At 68.5% G+C, this 14,257-nt stretch carries 19 protein-coding genes and 1 tRNA gene; 10 read left to right on the forward strand and 10 right to left on the reverse strand.

Annotation, left to right across the window (positions count from 1 at the left end):
- The first annotated feature begins 57 nt into the window (after positions 1–57).
- The 6 genes from FHR19_RS02125 to FHR19_RS02150 are packed head-to-tail and all read left to right on the forward strand — an operon-like array spanning position 58 to position 4,483.
- Positions 58–771 (forward strand): cytochrome b/b6 domain-containing protein, encoded by a 714-nt coding sequence (locus tag FHR19_RS02125; RefSeq protein ID WP_184023708.1) that lies wholly within the window; start codon positions 58–60, stop codon positions 769–771.
- The gene (locus FHR19_RS02130) at positions 768–1,529 is read left to right on the forward strand and encodes a molybdopterin-dependent oxidoreductase (protein WP_184023710.1); all 762 of its coding nucleotides are present in this window, start codon (positions 768–770) and stop codon (positions 1,527–1,529) included. The genes FHR19_RS02125 and FHR19_RS02130 overlap by 4 nt, the downstream gene beginning before the upstream one ends.
- Positions 1,530–1,542: 13 nt before the next feature.
- Positions 1,543–1,908 carry a YggT family protein gene (locus FHR19_RS02135; RefSeq protein ID WP_425505920.1) on the forward strand — a complete coding sequence of 122 codons (366 nt, stop codon included), beginning with the start codon at positions 1,543–1,545 and terminating at the stop codon, positions 1,906–1,908.
- Between the two features lie 44 nt (positions 1,909–1,952).
- The gene (folD, locus tag FHR19_RS02140; protein ID WP_184023712.1) at positions 1,953–2,828 is read left to right on the forward strand and encodes a bifunctional methylenetetrahydrofolate dehydrogenase/methenyltetrahydrofolate cyclohydrolase FolD; all 876 of its coding nucleotides are present in this window, start codon (positions 1,953–1,955) and stop codon (positions 2,826–2,828) included.
- Positions 2,828–3,448, forward strand: coding sequence for a MarC family protein (locus FHR19_RS02145; RefSeq protein WP_184023714.1), 621 nt, complete (start codon positions 2,828–2,830; stop codon positions 3,446–3,448). The genes folD and FHR19_RS02145 overlap by 1 nt, the downstream gene beginning before the upstream one ends.
- Before the next feature lie 33 nt (positions 3,449–3,481).
- Positions 3,482–4,483: a glycosyltransferase family 2 protein gene (locus FHR19_RS02150; RefSeq protein WP_184023716.1), complete on the forward strand. Its 1,002-nt coding sequence runs from the start codon at positions 3,482–3,484 to the stop codon at positions 4,481–4,483.
- A 3-nt stretch (positions 4,484–4,486) separates the two neighbouring features.
- Here FHR19_RS02150 and FHR19_RS02155 read toward each other — a convergent pair whose 3' ends face one another.
- From FHR19_RS02155 to FHR19_RS02170, 4 genes are all read right to left on the reverse strand, one after another.
- Complete coding sequence (locus FHR19_RS02155; RefSeq protein WP_184023718.1) at positions 4,487–5,980, reverse strand: M23 family metallopeptidase; 1,494 nt, start codon at positions 5,978–5,980, stop codon at positions 4,487–4,489.
- Between the two features lie 154 nt (positions 5,981–6,134).
- Complete coding sequence (locus tag FHR19_RS02160; protein ID WP_184023720.1) at positions 6,135–6,305, reverse strand: Flp family type IVb pilin; 171 nt, start codon at positions 6,303–6,305, stop codon at positions 6,135–6,137.
- 84 nt (positions 6,306–6,389) lie between these two features.
- Positions 6,390–6,557: a Flp family type IVb pilin gene (locus tag FHR19_RS02165; RefSeq protein WP_184023722.1), complete on the reverse strand. Its 168-nt coding sequence runs from the start codon at positions 6,555–6,557 to the stop codon at positions 6,390–6,392.
- A gap of 164 nt (positions 6,558–6,721) precedes the next feature.
- The gene (locus FHR19_RS02170; protein WP_425505921.1) at positions 6,722–6,907 is read right to left on the reverse strand and encodes a Flp family type IVb pilin; all 186 of its coding nucleotides are present in this window, start codon (positions 6,905–6,907) and stop codon (positions 6,722–6,724) included.
- A gap of 71 nt (positions 6,908–6,978) precedes the next feature.
- On the opposite strand from FHR19_RS02170, the gene FHR19_RS02175 reads away from it, so the two are divergent.
- A complete protein-coding gene (locus FHR19_RS02175) occupies positions 6,979–7,377 on the forward strand; it encodes a (deoxy)nucleoside triphosphate pyrophosphohydrolase (RefSeq protein WP_246359255.1) in 399 nt (132 codons plus the stop codon).
- Between the two features lie 4 nt (positions 7,378–7,381).
- On the opposite strand, the gene FHR19_RS02180 is transcribed toward FHR19_RS02175, so the two are convergent.
- Both FHR19_RS02180 and FHR19_RS02185 read right to left on the reverse strand, forming a co-directional pair.
- A complete protein-coding gene (locus tag FHR19_RS02180) occupies positions 7,382–7,696 on the reverse strand; it encodes a PilZ domain-containing protein (RefSeq protein ID WP_184023728.1) in 315 nt (104 codons plus the stop codon).
- A gap of 56 nt (positions 7,697–7,752) precedes the next feature.
- Entirely contained in the window at positions 7,753–9,225 is a 1,473-nt protein-coding gene (locus FHR19_RS02185) for an FGGY family carbohydrate kinase (RefSeq protein ID WP_184023730.1), read from the reverse strand.
- 113 nt (positions 9,226–9,338) lie between these two features.
- Here FHR19_RS02185 and FHR19_RS02190 point away from each other — a divergent pair, with 113 nt between their 5' ends.
- The gene (locus tag FHR19_RS02190; RefSeq protein WP_184025745.1) at positions 9,339–10,499 is read left to right on the forward strand and encodes an AI-2E family transporter; all 1,161 of its coding nucleotides are present in this window, start codon (positions 9,339–9,341) and stop codon (positions 10,497–10,499) included.
- Positions 10,500–10,545: 46 nt separating this feature from the next.
- Positions 10,546–10,622 (forward strand) — tRNA-Asp (locus FHR19_RS02195).
- A 55-nt stretch (positions 10,623–10,677) separates the two neighbouring features.
- Here FHR19_RS02195 and FHR19_RS17825 read toward each other — a convergent pair.
- The 4 genes from FHR19_RS17825 to FHR19_RS02215 form a co-directional block, all read right to left on the reverse strand.
- Positions 10,678–10,887, reverse strand: coding sequence for a DUF2842 domain-containing protein (locus FHR19_RS17825; RefSeq protein ID WP_184025981.1), 210 nt, complete (start codon positions 10,885–10,887; stop codon positions 10,678–10,680).
- Entirely contained in the window at positions 10,884–11,408 is a 525-nt protein-coding gene (locus FHR19_RS02205) for a 5-formyltetrahydrofolate cyclo-ligase (RefSeq protein ID WP_246359256.1), read from the reverse strand. Before FHR19_RS02205 ends, FHR19_RS17825 begins: the two co-directional genes overlap by 4 nt.
- Positions 11,409–11,631: 223 nt before the next feature.
- Positions 11,632–11,934, reverse strand: coding sequence for a cell division protein ZapA (locus FHR19_RS02210; RefSeq protein ID WP_184023734.1), 303 nt, complete (start codon positions 11,932–11,934; stop codon positions 11,632–11,634).
- Positions 11,934–12,122 (reverse strand): hypothetical protein, encoded by a 189-nt coding sequence (locus FHR19_RS02215; RefSeq protein ID WP_184023736.1) that lies wholly within the window; start codon positions 12,120–12,122, stop codon positions 11,934–11,936. The genes FHR19_RS02210 and FHR19_RS02215 overlap by 1 nt, the downstream gene beginning before the upstream one ends.
- Positions 12,123–12,271: 149 nt before the next feature.
- On the opposite strand from FHR19_RS02215, the gene tkt reads away from it, so the two are divergent.
- On the forward strand, positions 12,272–14,257 hold the full coding sequence (tkt, locus tag FHR19_RS02220; protein ID WP_184023737.1) for a transketolase: 1,986 nt from the start codon (positions 12,272–12,274) through the stop codon (positions 14,255–14,257).

Below are 14,257 nucleotides of genomic sequence, written 5' to 3' on the forward strand. Positions count from 1 at the left end.
CTGCCCCGTAACCGAAGCGCCGGTTCGCACGAATGGGGAGGCGAAGGAGCGACGCATATGTGGATCGCCAAGCACAAGTTGGCCACCCGATTGTGGCACTGGATCAACGCGCTGACGATCTTCGTCCTGCTCGGCTCGGGGCTGATGATTCTCAACGCGCATCCCAATCTCTATTGGGGCCAGTACGGTGCGAACTTCGACCAGCCCTGGTTCAAGGTGGCCTATGTGTTCGAGGGCGGGCGCGTGCCCGGCTGGCTGACGATCCCGTCGACCTACAATCTCGCGCTCGCGCGGCGTTGGCACCTGACGTTCGCGCTGGTGCTAGGGTTCGGCCTCCTCTTCTTCATGGTCGCGAGCCTCATCAACCGGCATTTCCAGCGCGACCTTCGCCTGCGCCGCGCGGAACTCGCGCCCGCGCATCTGGCGCATGACGTGCGCGAGCATCTGGCGCTGCGCTTCCACGATCCCAAGGCGCCGGGGTCGTTCAACACGCTCCAGAAACTGAGCTATGTCGGGGTGATCTTCCTCGCGATCCCGCTAGTCATCGCCACCGGCCTTACTATGTCGCCGGGGATCAACGCGGCGGCGCCGTGGCTGCTCGACCTGTTCGGCGGGCGACAGTCGGCGCGATCGATCCACTTCATCGCGGCGATGGCGCTGGCGGCGTTCATCGTCGTCCACCTCGCGCTCGTCATCCTCGCCGGGCCAGTCAACGAAGTGCGGTCGATGATTACCGGGCGCTGGCGCGCGTCCGCGGAGGACGCGGCATGAGCCTGCTGACGCGCCGCACGCTGATCGGCGGTCTCGCCGCCGGTGCAGGCAGCCTGCTCGCCGGCTGCGACGCGGCGGGCCAGAACGAGCATGTCCGCGGCCTCATTTTCAAGGGCGCCGACTGGAACCAGTGGACGCAGCGCGCGCTGACCGACCGCAATGCCCTCGCGCGCGAGTTCCGCGTCGATCAGATGTCGCCGGTGTTCCGCACCAACGGCACCCGCGATCCCGGCACGCCCGACTATGCCGCCCACGCCGCCGCCGGCTTCGCCGACTGGCGTGTGCGCGTGGACGGGCTGGTGGCGCGGCCACAGGCGTTCAGCGTCGCGCAGCTCCTGTCGATGCCGCAGCGCGCGCAGATCACTCGCCACGACTGTGTCGAGGGGTGGAGCGCGATCGGCAAGTGGCAGGGGCCGCGGCTCGCCACTTTGCTCGACGCCGCCGGGCTAAGCACCAACGCACGCTACCTCGTCTTCCACTGTTCGGATCGATACGCGGGCGGGCGCCCCTATTACGAATCGATCGATCTGGTCGACGCGTTTCATCCGCAGACGATCCTGGCGCTCGGGCTTAACGACCGCCGGCTCGACGTCGGGCACGGTGCGCCCGCCCGGCTGCGCGTCGAGCGGCAACTGGGCTACAAGCAGGCCAAATATGTTGAGCGGATTGAGGCGGTGGCTGACCTGAAGCCGCTGTACGGCGGCAAGGGCGGGCTGTGGGAGGATATCGCCGGTTACGAATGGTACGCCGGTATCTGACCACCGTGCGCACTTGTCGCGGCGACGCGACTTCCGATATGCCGGCCTTACCGCATTGCTGGAGGATTGTTTGCTCACCCTGATCGACATCGCTCGTATTCTCTTGAGCGTCCTGTGGTGGATCCTGATCGTCCAGATCGTGCTGTCCTGGCTGATCGCGTTCAACGTCATCAACACCTCGAACGATTTCGTGCGCTCGGTCTGGAACGGCCTGAATACCCTGACCGAGCCGCTCTATCGGCCGATCCGGCGTATCCTGCCCGATTTCGGGGCGCTCGACCTGTCGCCGATGGTGGTGTTTGTGGGCGTGCTGATCCTCGACCGCGTGCTGGCCGGGCTGGCGGCGAATATCGCATCGGGCGGCGCCGTTCCGCTCTGACCGACGGGGTGGCGGCGTCGCGGCCGAGGGGCTAGGGAGCGCGCATGACAGCCGAACTGATCGACGGAAAGAAGGCGGCCGAGCGGCTGCGCGGCCAGGTCGCCGAACTCGCCGCGGCGTTCGCCGCCGATGCTGGGCGCAAGCCCGGCCTTGCCGTGGTGCTGGTGGGGGAGGATCCGGCCTCCTCGGTCTATGTCCGGTCGAAGGGCAAAGCGACTGTTGCCGCCGGCATGGAGAGTTTCGAGCATCGCCTGCCCGTCGACACCGACCAGGACGATCTGATCGCGCTGGTCGACCGGCTCAATGCCGATCCGGCGGTCGACGGCATTCTCGTGCAACTGCCGCTCCCCGATGGTCTCGATGCACAGGCGGTGCTGACGCGGATCGACCCGGACAAGGACGTGGACGGCTTTCACCCCGTCAATGCCGGCCGGCTGGCGACGGGCCTCAACGGCTTCGTGCCCTGCACGCCCTATGGCTGCCTGATGCTGCTAAAGTCGCAATTGGGCGATCTGTCGGGGCTGAACGCGGTTGTGATCGGCCGGTCGAACATCGTCGGCAAGCCGATGGCCGCGCTGCTGACCGCCGCCGACTGCACCGTCACGATCGCGCATTCGCGCACGAAGAATCTGCCGCATCACCTGGCACACGCCGATATCGTCGTCGCGGCGGTCGGCCGCCCCGGCTTCGTGCGCGGCGAGTGGCTGAAGCCCGGCGCGACGGTGATCGACGTCGGCATCAACCGCACCGCAGACGGCCTCGTCGGCGACGTCGAGTTCGAGGGCGCCGCCTCGATCGCCGGGGCGATCACGCCAGTGCCGGGCGGGGTGGGGCCGATGACGATCGCCTGCCTCCTGCGCAACACGCTCGTCGCCGCGCACCGGCGTGAGGGGATCGCGCTGGCGGCCGACGCGATCTGATGCTCGAACTCTACGTCTCGGCGCTCGCGACCTTCTTCGTCATCATCGACCCGCCGGGCTGCGCGCCGATCTATGCCGGACTGACGACGGGCGCGACGCCCGTCCAGCGCCGGTCGATGGCGATCCGCGCCGTACTGATCGCGGGCGGCATCCTCATCGGCTTCGCGCTGTTCGGCGAGGATCTGCTGCGCTCGCTCCACGTCAGCCTCGACGCGTTCAAGATCGCCGGCGGCATCATGCTGTTCCTGATCGCGCTCGAAATGGTGTTTGAGAAGCGCACCCAGCGGCGCGAGGACCGCGCGCAGAAGATCATCGAGACGCCCGAGGTCGAGGATGTCGCCGCCTTTCCGATGGCGATGCCGATGATCGCCGGCCCCGGCTCGATCGCGTCGGTCATGCTGATGATGAGCCGGACGCAGGGCCTTGCCGCTTCGCTGGTCGTGCTGGCGGCGCTGTTCACGATCCTGCTCGTCACGCTCGCCGCGCTGATCGCCGCCGGGCCGATGATGCGGCTGCTCGGCACCCGGATCGAGGCGGTCATCACCCGCCTGCTCGGCGTGCTGCTGGCGGCGCTGGCCACGCAGTTCATCCTCGACGGCCTCGCCGCAACGGTGCTTTAAGCCGGGCGCGGCTTTCGCTAAGGCGCGGGGATCATGCATCGTCCCGCGCTCTCCGTCGTCATCCCCTGCTATAACGAGGCCGAGTGCCTCGAGGCGCTGCACGCGCGCGTTTCCGCCGCGGCGCATGCGGCGGTGGGGGCGGATCACGAGATCGTCCTTGTCAACGACGGGTCGCGCGACGCGTCGTGGGACGTGATGCAGCGTCTGTCGGCGGCCGACCCGCGGCTGGTCGCGGTCAACCTGTCGCGCAATCACGGGCACCAGCTCGCGCTGACCGCCGGGCTCGACCTGTGCGCGGGCGAGCAGATCCTCATCATCGACGCCGATCTTCAGGACCCGCCCGAACTGTTGTCGGAAATGCGCGCGGTGATGGCGGCCGAGGGGGCGGACGTCGTCTATGCCGTACGCCGCAAGCGTGAGGGCGAGACCTTTTTCAAGAAGGTGACGGCCGCCGCCTTCTATCGCGTGCTCGACCGCGTCACCGACACGCCGATTCCGCTTGATACCGGCGACTTTCGCCTGATGAGCCGCCGCGCGCTCGACGCGCTGCTGAGCCTGCCAGAACAGGCGCGCTTCATCCGCGGCATGGTCGCGTGGGTCGGGTTCCGGCAGGTGCCGTTCCTCTACGACCGGCACGAACGGCATGCGGGCGAGACCAAATACCCGCTGTCGAAGATGCTGCGCTTCGCGTTCGACGCGGTCACCGGCTTCTCGACCGCGCCGCTCCGCTGGGCGAGCCATATCGGCATCGCGCTGTTCTTCCTGTCGTTCCTGCTGCTGATCTATATCGCCGTCGGGTTCTTCACCGGATCGGCGGTGCAGGGCTGGACGTCGCTGATGCTCATCACCGTGTTTCTGGGCGCGGTGCAGATGCTCGTGCTCGGCATGATCGGCGAGTATCTGGGCCGGCTCTACGTCGAAGCGAAGCGGCGGCCGCTCTATCTCGTCGCCGATGTGGCCGGGCCGGTGCAGGGCCGCGCGACATTGGGCTATCGCGCGGGGCAGGGGGCGATGGGCGAGCCGCCCGCCGCTTGATCGTTACTCGGCGCTCGCGCCGCCCCCGCGGACCGGCACCGCCATCAGCCGCGCGGTCAGTGCGCGGAAATTGGCGAGGTCGCGGCCCGACAGCTGCGAGGTCGTCGTGAAGCTGACCGAGGTCGGATTGATCGGCGCGCCGTTGCGCCACAATTCGTAATGCAGATGCGGGCCGGTCGACAGGCCGGTCGAGCCGACATAGCCGATCACTTCGCCGCGGCTCACCCGCTCGCCGCCGCGCACCGCGATCCGACTCATATGGCCGTAGCCGGTGGCCAGCCCGCCGCTGTGGACGAGCTTGACGAAATTGCCATAGCCGCCGTGCCGCCCGGCAAAGGCGACAACGCCATCGGTTGCCGCGCGGATCGGGCTGCCATAAGGGGCAGCAAAGTCCATACCCTTGTGCAGCCGGCGGAAGCCCAGCACCGGATGCGTCCGCCAGCCGAAACCCGACGAGATGCGCGCGGCGACGGGCATCGCCATCATGCCCTTCTTCTCGCCGACGCCCTTCGGATCGAACCAGTCGGTGCGCCCGCCATCCTCCCAGCGGACGAGTTGCGTGCGCTGCGGCCCTTCGCCGACCGCGGCGTAGAGGAGCTTGCCCTGCCGCACCTCGCCGGTGGCGGCGCGCTCCTGCTCGACGATCAGGTCGTACTGGTCGTTGGCGCCGAGGCGCGACATCGGCACCTTGGTCGCGATCTGGCGGATGAACGCCTCGACCGCCTTGGCCGGCGCACCCGCGGCGCGGGCGGAACGATAGAGGCTGGTGCCGACGCGGCCACGGATGCGCAGCGGCGTCGAATCGATCGCGATGGGCATCGGCCTGATCGCAAAGGTGCCGCCGTCGCGCGTCAGTTCGAGCGCGAGGTCGAAGCGCGCGCGAAAAGCGAGGTGCTCGAGTGGGCGGGGCACGTCACGGCTGGGCCGGCGGCCGAGCGTCAGGTCGATGCGCGTGCCGGGGCGGATGTCGGATAGCGACACCTGCTCGGCGACGAGTGCGGCGGCGCGATCCGCCTCCCCCTCGCCGACGCCGCTGCGGCGCAGCGTCCGGGCGAGCGCATCGCCGCCGGGCAGCGTGGCGGACAGGTCGAGCGTCGGCCGCTCGGGCGTGTCGGTCAGCGGGCGGACGGCACCCGTCGCACCGATCCGCCGGCCGCTGGTCGCGCCGAAGGCGAGGGGGGCGATCGACTGCGAGGCGATCTCGTCCCGGTCGGTGGAGGAGAGGGGGGCGTTGCCGACGGCATGCAGCGGCCGGTCGAAACCGGGTGCCAGCGCCAGCGTGCCCGCGCACAGCGCAAGACAGGTGGCGGCCCCGCGCCACCAGGTCGGCGAGCCGATATCGGCGCCCAGATCGACGAACAGGTCGAGGCCGCGGATCCGCTCGGCCAGCAATTCGGCTCGCGTCTGCGGCGGCAGCGCGAGCGCGTTCGCGCGGCCGAAACCGCGCGTGCCGGTGCCCGATCCGTCGAGCCAGTGCTGGTCGTCGTTGAGAAACAAGTCCGATCGGCCCCCGCCGCTAGCCGCCCGCGCCGGCCATGTGCCAGCGGGGTGTAGCGGCATGATCCTAAAGTCAAATTAACCCGCAAGCCGCCGTGCCCGCGCTGCGCCGAAGCGACGCGGGCGGGCGACGAGCGACTCGAAAACGGTTCCCTCAGGTCGATTTCATGTTTGACGCGACGTTGTTGAACGTCTTTTTGAGGTTGTTGCCGAGGCCCTGCATCGCGGCGATCGCCGCAACCGCGATCAGCGCCGCGATCAGTCCGTATTCGATAGCCGTCGCCGCGCGCGTCTCGCGCAGCAGTGTCAAAACGTGATTCACCATGTTGCACTCCCGGTGACAAAGAAAGGGCGGCGGAACCCATCGGCTCCGCCGCCCTCGCTGGGAAATCAATCGATCAGGAAGCGATCAGGTCGACTTCATGTTCGACGCGACGTTGTTGAACGTCTTGGTCAGGTTGTTGCCCAGGCCCTGCATCGCGGCGATCGCCGCAACGGCGATCAGCGCGGCGATCAGGCCGTACTCGATCGCGGTCGCGCCCTTCTTGTCGGCGAAAATCTTGCGAATCTTCTGCATTCCGGTCTCCATCGGTCCAAACTTCAAACACCCGGCTGTCCGAGAGCCCCCGGAACCAGCTATTTCGGAATAGGGGGAGGCGGTTGAGAATTCGTTTAAGCGGGGCGGGCCGATCTATTTTATTTCGTTGCCATGGAACCCGCGGCCAAAGCTGCGGAGAAGCGTCAGCGCATCACTTCGTCGACGCGCGTGTTGACGTTGTTCCACATGCCCGAGGTGACGTTGGCGACCGCCATGATCGCGGTGATGATCGCGATCACCACCAGTGCGACGATCAGGCCGTACTCGACCGCCGTCGCGCCCCGCCGGTCGGCGAGAAGGCGTTGCGTCAGTCGGTGCAATCGCGGCATCATGTCCCCCTTGGCCAATCGCGCCGCAAACCTAGTCCCTGGGAGTTAAGGAAATGCCATCGGACCCTCCGATGCCGATGCTGCTCGTCGTCGCCGCGGCGCTGGTCGACCTCGACGGGCGCGTGCTGGTCCAGCGGCGCCCGGCAGGCACGTCGATGGCGGGGCTGTGGGAGTTTCCGGGCGGCAAGGTCGAACCCGGCGAGACGCCGGAGGCGGCGCTGATCCGCGAACTGGGCGAGGAACTGGGCATCGACGTGGAAGCCGCGTGCCTAGCGCCCGCGGTGTTCGCCAGCGAACCGCTGGACGGGCGGCACCTGCTCCTGCTGCTCTATGCCTGTCGCAAGTGGAAGGGCGTGGTCGAGGCGCGGCACGCGACCGAGCTCAAATGGGTGCGCCCGGTCGAGCTGCACCGCTTGGAGATGCCGCCGGCGGACAAACCGCTGATCGGCCTGCTCGAGGCGCTCGTCTGACGGTTTAGGTCGCGCGGTGCGCGGCGGCGAGGTGATCGAGGATCGCGACGTGGAGCGGCCGCTCGAATGCGACGCCGATCTCGCCCGGGCGCGCCCAGCGCACCTCGCACTTGATCGAGCGGAGCTGGTCGACGGTCAGATACAGCGTCTGCCCGGCATGGAAGCGGCGATAGGTGGCGATCCGCGCACCGGTCGACGAGATGTCGAGGAGCTCGATCCCGTGCTGTCCGGCATAAGGCTCGGACAGCCGCCCCTCGGCGTGCAGCGTCAGGCGCAGATTGGCACGTTGTTCGTGCGCGTCGAGCGGCTGTGCGGACATAGTCGGCGGTCGATCCCTTCTGGTGCCGATATACGCCCGAAAGTATGAGTGAATGCTTACCGCTGTGCCGCGGCGACCACGGTCTCGATCGCGAAAGACCAGCCTTTGAGCCGTTTTTCGCGTGCGTCGGGTGCGATCGTCGGTCGGAACCGCTCCGCGTTGCCGCGCATCGCCGCTGCTGCTTGCAGCCCGTCGAACCAGCCGCAGCCGACGCCCGCCAGCATCGCCGCGCCGAGCGCGGTCGTCTCGGCAAAGGCCGGGCGCTCGACCTCGAGGTCCAGCATGTCGGCCAGGTCCTGTGCCATCCAGTCGTTGGCGACCATGCCGCCGTCGATGCGCAGGCACGCCCAAGGGGCACCGTCGGCGGCGAACGCGGTCTGAAGGTCGTGCGTCTGATGCGCCATCGATTCAAGGCAGGCGCGCACGATATGCGCGCGCGTCGTCGAAAAGCTCATGCCGGTCAGCGCCGCGCGCGCCTCCGCCTCCCACCACGGCGCGCCGATGCCGGCGAGCGCGGGGACGCAATAGACACCGCCATTGTCCTCGACCGACCGCGCCAGCGCCTCGCTCTCGTCCGCGCGCGCGATCAGCCCGATCGAATCGCGCAGCCACTGCATCAGGCTGCCGGCAACGAACACCGACCCTTCGAGCGCATAGGCGCGCCGGCCGTCCAGTTGCCAGAGCACGGTCGAGAGCAGCCGGTGGCGCGAGGCGGGGGGCGATGCGCCGCAATTGGCGAGCACGAACGCGCCGGTGCCATAGGTTGCCTTGACCTCCCCGCGCTTCAGGCACGCCTGTCCGATCGTCGCCGCCTGCTGGTCGCCGGCAAGACCGCAGATCGGAATGCTGCCGCCGAACGCATCGGCCGCGCCGAAGTCGCCGGCATTGTCGACGATCTCGCCCAGGCTGCCGCGCGGCACGCCGAACAGGTCGATCAGCCCATCGTCCCACCGCCCGGTGCCGAGGCCCATGAGTAGCGTGCGTGAGGCGTTGCTGGCGTCGGTCAGGTGCGCCCCGCCGGTCAGCTTCCAGACGAGCCAGCTTTCCACGGTGCCGATCGCCAGATCGTCGCCGGCCTCCCTCAATTGCGGCCAGTGCTCGAGCGCCCAGGCGATCTTGGTGCCCGAGAAATAGGGATCGAGCAGAAGGCCGGTGCGCGCCTGCACCCCCGCTTCCTCGCCGCGCTCGCGCAGCGTGCGGCACAAGGCGGCGCTGCGCCGGTCCTGCCACACGATCGCGGGGCCGAGCGGCTCGCCGGTCTGCTTCGACCAGAACACCACCGTTTCGCGCTGGTTGGCGATGCCGATCGCAGCGATCTGCTCAGGCCCGCCCGCGCGATCGACCACCGCCTGGCCGCAGGCGAGCGTGCGGTCCCAGATCTGGGCGGCGTCATGCTCGACCCAGCCGGCGCGCGGATAATGCTGGTCGAGCGCGGCGCTCTCGGTGTCCCGGCACTGTCCCTCGCGGTCGAACAGCATCGCGCGGGTCGAGGTGGTGCCCTCGTCGAGGACGAGGATGAAGTCGCTCATGGGCAAAGGACTATGCCGATTCGCGGGCCGTCGCCAAGGGGCGCGCGATTCGCTAAGGGGGCGGCGTGAGCGAATTTCCCAGCCCCGAAGAGCGGCACCCGCCGCTGCCGCCGATGCCCGAACCCTCGCCCGAGCATGTCGAGGAGCTGCGGCGCGACCGCCTGCTCGCCGCGCTCACGCTGATGGGCGGGGTGGGGCTGTTCCTCGCGTTGCCCTTTGCGCTCAAGGCAGGGTCCGAGTTCTTCCTGCCGCTGACCGCGGCGATCGTAATCGCCATCGCGCTGGTCCCCGCGCTCGAATGGCTGGAGCGGCGCGGGCTCCCGGCAGCGCTCTCGGCGTTCATCTGCGTCATCGTGTTCCTGGGCGTCGCCAATGCCGCGCTCGCCTCGATCGTCGTGCCGGCGTGGCAATGGGTGCGGCTGCTCCCTGAGCGGATCGAGCAGATCCAGTCGAACGTGAAGCCGCTCATCGACTTCTATTCCAATGCCGAGCGGTTCGTGAACCGGACGATCGAGAATTTCGCCGCGGTGCCTGCGCGGGAGGCGCCGACCGCGGTTTCGGCCCAGCCGCCTACGGGTCTGCTCGATCTGGTCGGCACCTCCGCCCCCTCGGCGCTGATCGAGATGTTCTTCGCGATCCTCGTCATCTATTTCTTTCTGTCGGGCTGGACGCGCCTTCGCCGCGCGGCGATCACCAGCCGGACCAGCTTCGGCGGCGCGCTGGCGACCGCGCGCGTCATTCAGGACGTGGTCGACGACACCTCCGCCTATCTCGGCACGATCACCGTCATCAACGTGGCGCTGGGGCTGATCGTGGCGGGTGCGCTCTATCTGATCGGGATGCCGACGCCGCTGATGTGGGGCGGGATCGTCACGCTCCTCAACTACATCCCCTATTTCGGGCCAGTCATCGCCGCCGCGCTGCTCGCGCTCGGCGGGCTGATGACCTACGATCAGCTCTGGTGGGCGCTGCTGCCGTCGCTCATCATGGTGGGCGCGCACCTTGTCGAGGCGAATGCGATCACGCCGTTCGTCGTCGGCCATCGCCTGACGATCAGCCCGATCCTGATCCTCGTCTCGCTGAGCTTCTGGGGCTGGGTGTGGGGGACGACGGGTGCGCTGCTCGCGGTGCCGCTGCTCATCATCTTCCAGACGATCCTGAACGCCGCCGGAAAGCCCGATATCGCGGGCTTCCTGTTCGAGCACGGCACCCTCGTCAGCCGCCCGGCGCCCCGTCATCCGGCATTTCGCAAAAAGGATGACGAGGCGAGTTGACAGGGGGTGGGGTGCCGTCTAGAGGCCGCGTCCTCGCAAGGGCATTGCGGGTGTAGCTCAGTTGGTTAGAGCGCCGGCCTGTCACGCCGGAGGTCGCGGGTTCGAGCCCCGTCACTCGCGCCACCCTTGGCGAGAATAACGAAGCCCGGTCATGCAAATGGCCGGGTTTCGCTGCGTTTCAGGCCCGCCAGCGCCCCGTCTCCATCCAGCGCAGCAGCGGCTTGAGCGGCATGATCCACACGATCCCCGTGACGATATAGACCAGCGCCTGCGCCAGCGGATGCAGCGCGCCGATCGCGGACGAGAAGCTGGCGATCAGCACCGCCCACAGCACGATCAGTACGACGATGAAGAGCGCGCCGACGGGCTTTCGCCAGGAGGGGTTCACAGGGGCGGGGTCCTTTCGAGAAGTCCGGTTTCGGTGACGATGCCGGCCAGCGGCCGGTCCCAGGGATCGACGGGCAGCACCGCGACGCGCTGTACGTCCCACGCGATGCCGATCGGCCATGCGTCGGGCAAGCCCGTCAGCGCCCGGTCGTAATGCCCTGCCCCCTGTCCCAGCCGATTGCACGCGCCGTCGAAGCCGACCAGCGGCACGAGAAGGATGTCGGGGCGGACGATCGGCGTGTCGGCATGGGGCTGGCGCAGGCCGAACGGGCCCGTCTCGATCGCGGCTCCCTTGGCAAAGGCATGAAAGGCGATCGGCGCCTCACGCAAAGTCGTCCGCGGCAGCGCAAGCGTGCAACCCGCCTCAACCGCTGCCTGGGCCAACAACATCGGATCGGCCTCCGACCCGAGCGGCAGGTAGCTGGCGACGATCAGGCCGGGACGCAGCCGCGCGAGATAGGCCGCGGGCGGCGTGATCGGCGGCGGGCCGCCCGCGACGAACGCGTCTCGCGCCGCGCGCAATCTGGCGCGCAAGGCCCTTTTGTCGGGGCTGGGGGGCGGGGCGGGGTTCAAGGTGGCGGGACCGCCATGGCCGTTTGCTGGAAGATCCTCTGACGCCCAAACGTCAGGTGGGAACCATGTGCGTCGGACCAGGGTCCGGGCAGGGACAGCTCCCTAGGATGAAATTATCGCCTCAGGGATGTTCGCTAAAGCTCGTACCGGGCAGTGCCCGCCAAATAGCAATCTAGGCGCTCGCGGGCTCTTCCTCAAGAGCCGCCGCGACGGCTTCTAGCCGATCGGCCAGCTTGTCGATCAGATGCGGGGGCACGCCGCTCGCCGGGCTCCGTTCCAGATCGGCGACCTGATCGGCGAGCATCAGCGCGATGTAGAGAAGCGTCCGCTCATGGCTCAGCCCGCCCGACGCGCGCGTCGCCATCGGCGACAGCGATTCGAGCCGCTGAACCAGCGAGCGCAGATTGGGCTCCTCCCCCTCGCGGCAGCCGACGGTATAGGGCCGGCCGGCGATCTCGAAACTCACCTGTGCCATCAGCCCTGTCCCTCTCGCGCGATCAGTTCGTCGAGGGCGGCGACCGCTTCCTCCATCCGCGCGCGCAGCGTCGCGTGGCGGCGCGCGAGCGAATCGGCGACGAAGGCGCGGCTTGCGGCTGCTTTCTCGATCCGCGCGACCGCGGCCTCGAGCCGCGCCACGGCGGGATGGTGTTCGGGGGCCTCCATGACGAATCAATAGCATCGGGGGACCGGCGGGCAAGCGGCGATACGCCCCCCATGCGCCGGGCCGGTTGACGCGGGCGGGCGAGCGCCCCAAAGGCACGCCCGAGCCGTGCGCCGCACCCACCGATCAGGCGCGCGTGAGGGGAGTGCCGATGACCGTTTCGGATCAGGATTGCGCCAACGCGATCCGCGCGCTGTCGATGGATGCGGTCGAGGCCGCCAATTCGGGGCACCCCGGCATGCCGATGGGTATGGCCGACGTCGCGACCGTGCTGTGGCAGCACTATCTGAAGTTCGACGCCGCCGACCCGCACTGGCCCGACCGCGACCGCTTCATCCTGTCGGCCGGTCACGGCTCGATGCTGATCTATTCGCTCCTGCATCTCACCGGGTTCGAGCGGCCGACGATCGAGGATCTCAAGGCGTTCCGCCAGCTCGGCAGCCCGTGCGCGGGGCACCCCGAGAATTTCGAGCTGGCAGGGGTCGAGGCGACGACCGGCCCGCTGGGGCAGGGGCTGGCGATGGCGGTCGGCTTCGCGCTGGCCGAGCGGCACCTGAACGCGCAGTTCGGCGACGATCTGGTCGATCACCGCACCTGGGTGATTGCCGGCGACGGCTGCCTGATGGAGGGCATCAACCACGAGGCGATCGGGCTCGCCGGCCACCTGAAGCTCGGGCGGCTCAAGGTGCTGTGGGACGACAACCGCATCACCATCGACGGCGCGGTGTCGAAGTCGTCGAGCGAGGACATTCCCGCCCGCTATCGCGCGACCGGCTGGCACGTCGTCGAGTGCGACGGCCACGACTTTGCCGACATCGCCCGCGCGCTGGACGAAGCAACGGCGAGCGAGCTGCCGACGCTGGTCCGCTGCCGCACGACGATCGGCAAGGGCGCGCCGACCAAGGCGGGCACCTCGGGCAGCCACGGCTCGCCGCTAGGTGCCAAGGAGATCGAGGGTGCGCGCGCGGCGCTGGGCTGGTCGCACGCGCCATTCGTCGTGCCGGACGAGATTCGCGCGGTCTGGCTGGACGCCGGCAAGCGCGGGCAGGGCGAGCATGAGGCGTGGAACGCGCGCCTTGCCGGCCACGCCGATGCGGTCGAGTTCACGCGCCGGATGAAGGGCGAACTGCCCGCGAGCGATCCGACCGGCGACTATATCCAGACGCTGCTCGCCGATCCGAAGAAGGTCGCGACGCGCAAGGCGTCGGAAATGGCGCTCGAGGCGCTGACCGCGGCGATCCCCGAGATGGTCGGCGGTTCGGCCGACCTCACCGGCTCGAACAACACCAAGACCAAGTCGACCGGGCCGCTCGATGCCGAGAATTACGGCGGCCGCTATGTCTCCTACGGCATCCGCGAGTTCGGCATGGCGGCGGCGATGAACGGCATGGCGCTGCACGGCGGCGTCATTCCCTATGGCGGCACGTTCCTCGTCTTCTCCGACTATGCGCGCGGCGCGATCCGGCTGTCGGCGCTTCAGAATGCGCGCGTCGTCTATGTGATGACGCACGATTCGATCGGCCTCGGCGAGGACGGCCCGACGCATCAGCCGATCGAGCATCTGACCAGCCTGCGCCTCATCCCCAATCTCGACGTCTATCGTCCCTGCGATACGGTCGAGACGGCGGAATGCTGGGCGCTGGCGCTTGCAAAGCAGGACGGTCCATCGGTCCTGGCGCTTAGCCGCCAGAACCTGCCGCAGCTTCGCCAGGAGGCGGGGATGCTTTCGGGTCGCGGCGCTTATCGCCTGCGCGCCGCCGATGCGCCGCGCCGCGTCATCCTGATCGCGACGGGTTCGGAGGTCGAGATCGCGGTCGGCGTGCGCGACGCGCTTGAAGCCGAGGGGATTGGTGCCGATGTGGTGTCGATGCCGTCATGGGAGCGGTTCGAGGCGCAGCCCGCCGACTATCGAGACGACGTGCTGCCCGATGTCGACCCGCGCCAGATCCTGCGCGTGTCTATCGAGGCGGGCACGACGCTCGGCTGGGAGCGCTACACGATGGTCCACGGGCTTCGCTTCGGCATCGACGGCTGGGGTGCCTCGGCGCCGATCGAGGCCGTCTACGACAAGTTCGGGCTGACCGTGCCCAAGATCACTGCGGCCGTTCGCGAACGGCTGAACGCTCAGGAGAAGTAA

It is taken from the genome of Sphingomonas yantingensis, from assembly GCF_014199325.1.
GTDB lineage: Bacteria > Pseudomonadota > Alphaproteobacteria > Sphingomonadales > Sphingomonadaceae > Sphingomonas > Sphingomonas yantingensis.

What these genes read in the sequence shown, in the direction of transcription:
- FHR19_RS02125 (WP_184023708.1), top strand. Translation starts at nt 58, where the DNA reads ATGTGGATCGCCAAGCACAAGTTGGCCACCCGATTGTGGCACTGGATC.
- FHR19_RS02130 (WP_184023710.1), top strand. Translation starts at nt 768, where the DNA reads ATGAGCCTGCTGACGCGCCGCACGCTGATCGGCGGTCTCGCCGCCGGT.
- folD (WP_184023712.1), top strand. Translation starts at nt 1,953, where the DNA reads ATGACAGCCGAACTGATCGACGGAAAGAAGGCGGCCGAGCGGCTGCGC.
- FHR19_RS02145 (WP_184023714.1), top strand. Translation starts at nt 2,828, where the DNA reads ATGCTCGAACTCTACGTCTCGGCGCTCGCGACCTTCTTCGTCATCATC.
- FHR19_RS02150 (WP_184023716.1), top strand. Translation starts at nt 3,482, where the DNA reads ATGCATCGTCCCGCGCTCTCCGTCGTCATCCCCTGCTATAACGAGGCC.
- FHR19_RS02160 (WP_184023720.1), bottom strand. Translation starts at nt 6,305, where the DNA reads ATGGTGAATCACGTTTTGACACTGCTGCGCGAGACGCGCGCGGCGACG.
- FHR19_RS02165 (WP_184023722.1), bottom strand. Translation starts at nt 6,557, where the DNA reads ATGCAGAAGATTCGCAAGATTTTCGCCGACAAGAAGGGCGCGACCGCG.
- FHR19_RS02170 (WP_425505921.1), bottom strand. Translation starts at nt 6,907, where the DNA reads ATGCCGCGATTGCACCGACTGACGCAACGCCTTCTCGCCGACCGGCGG.
- FHR19_RS02175 (WP_246359255.1), top strand. Translation starts at nt 6,979, where the DNA reads ATGCCGATGCTGCTCGTCGTCGCCGCGGCGCTGGTCGACCTCGACGGG.
- FHR19_RS02180 (WP_184023728.1), bottom strand. Translation starts at nt 7,696, where the DNA reads ATGTCCGCACAGCCGCTCGACGCGCACGAACAACGTGCCAATCTGCGC.
- FHR19_RS02185 (WP_184023730.1), bottom strand. Translation starts at nt 9,225, where the DNA reads ATGAGCGACTTCATCCTCGTCCTCGACGAGGGCACCACCTCGACCCGC.
- FHR19_RS02190 (WP_184025745.1), top strand. Translation starts at nt 9,339, where the DNA reads ATGCCCGAACCCTCGCCCGAGCATGTCGAGGAGCTGCGGCGCGACCGC.
- FHR19_RS02210 (WP_184023734.1), bottom strand. Translation starts at nt 11,934, where the DNA reads ATGGCACAGGTGAGTTTCGAGATCGCCGGCCGGCCCTATACCGTCGGC.
- FHR19_RS02215 (WP_184023736.1), bottom strand. Translation starts at nt 12,122, where the DNA reads ATGGAGGCCCCCGAACACCATCCCGCCGTGGCGCGGCTCGAGGCCGCG.
- tkt (WP_184023737.1), top strand. Translation starts at nt 12,272, where the DNA reads ATGACCGTTTCGGATCAGGATTGCGCCAACGCGATCCGCGCGCTGTCG.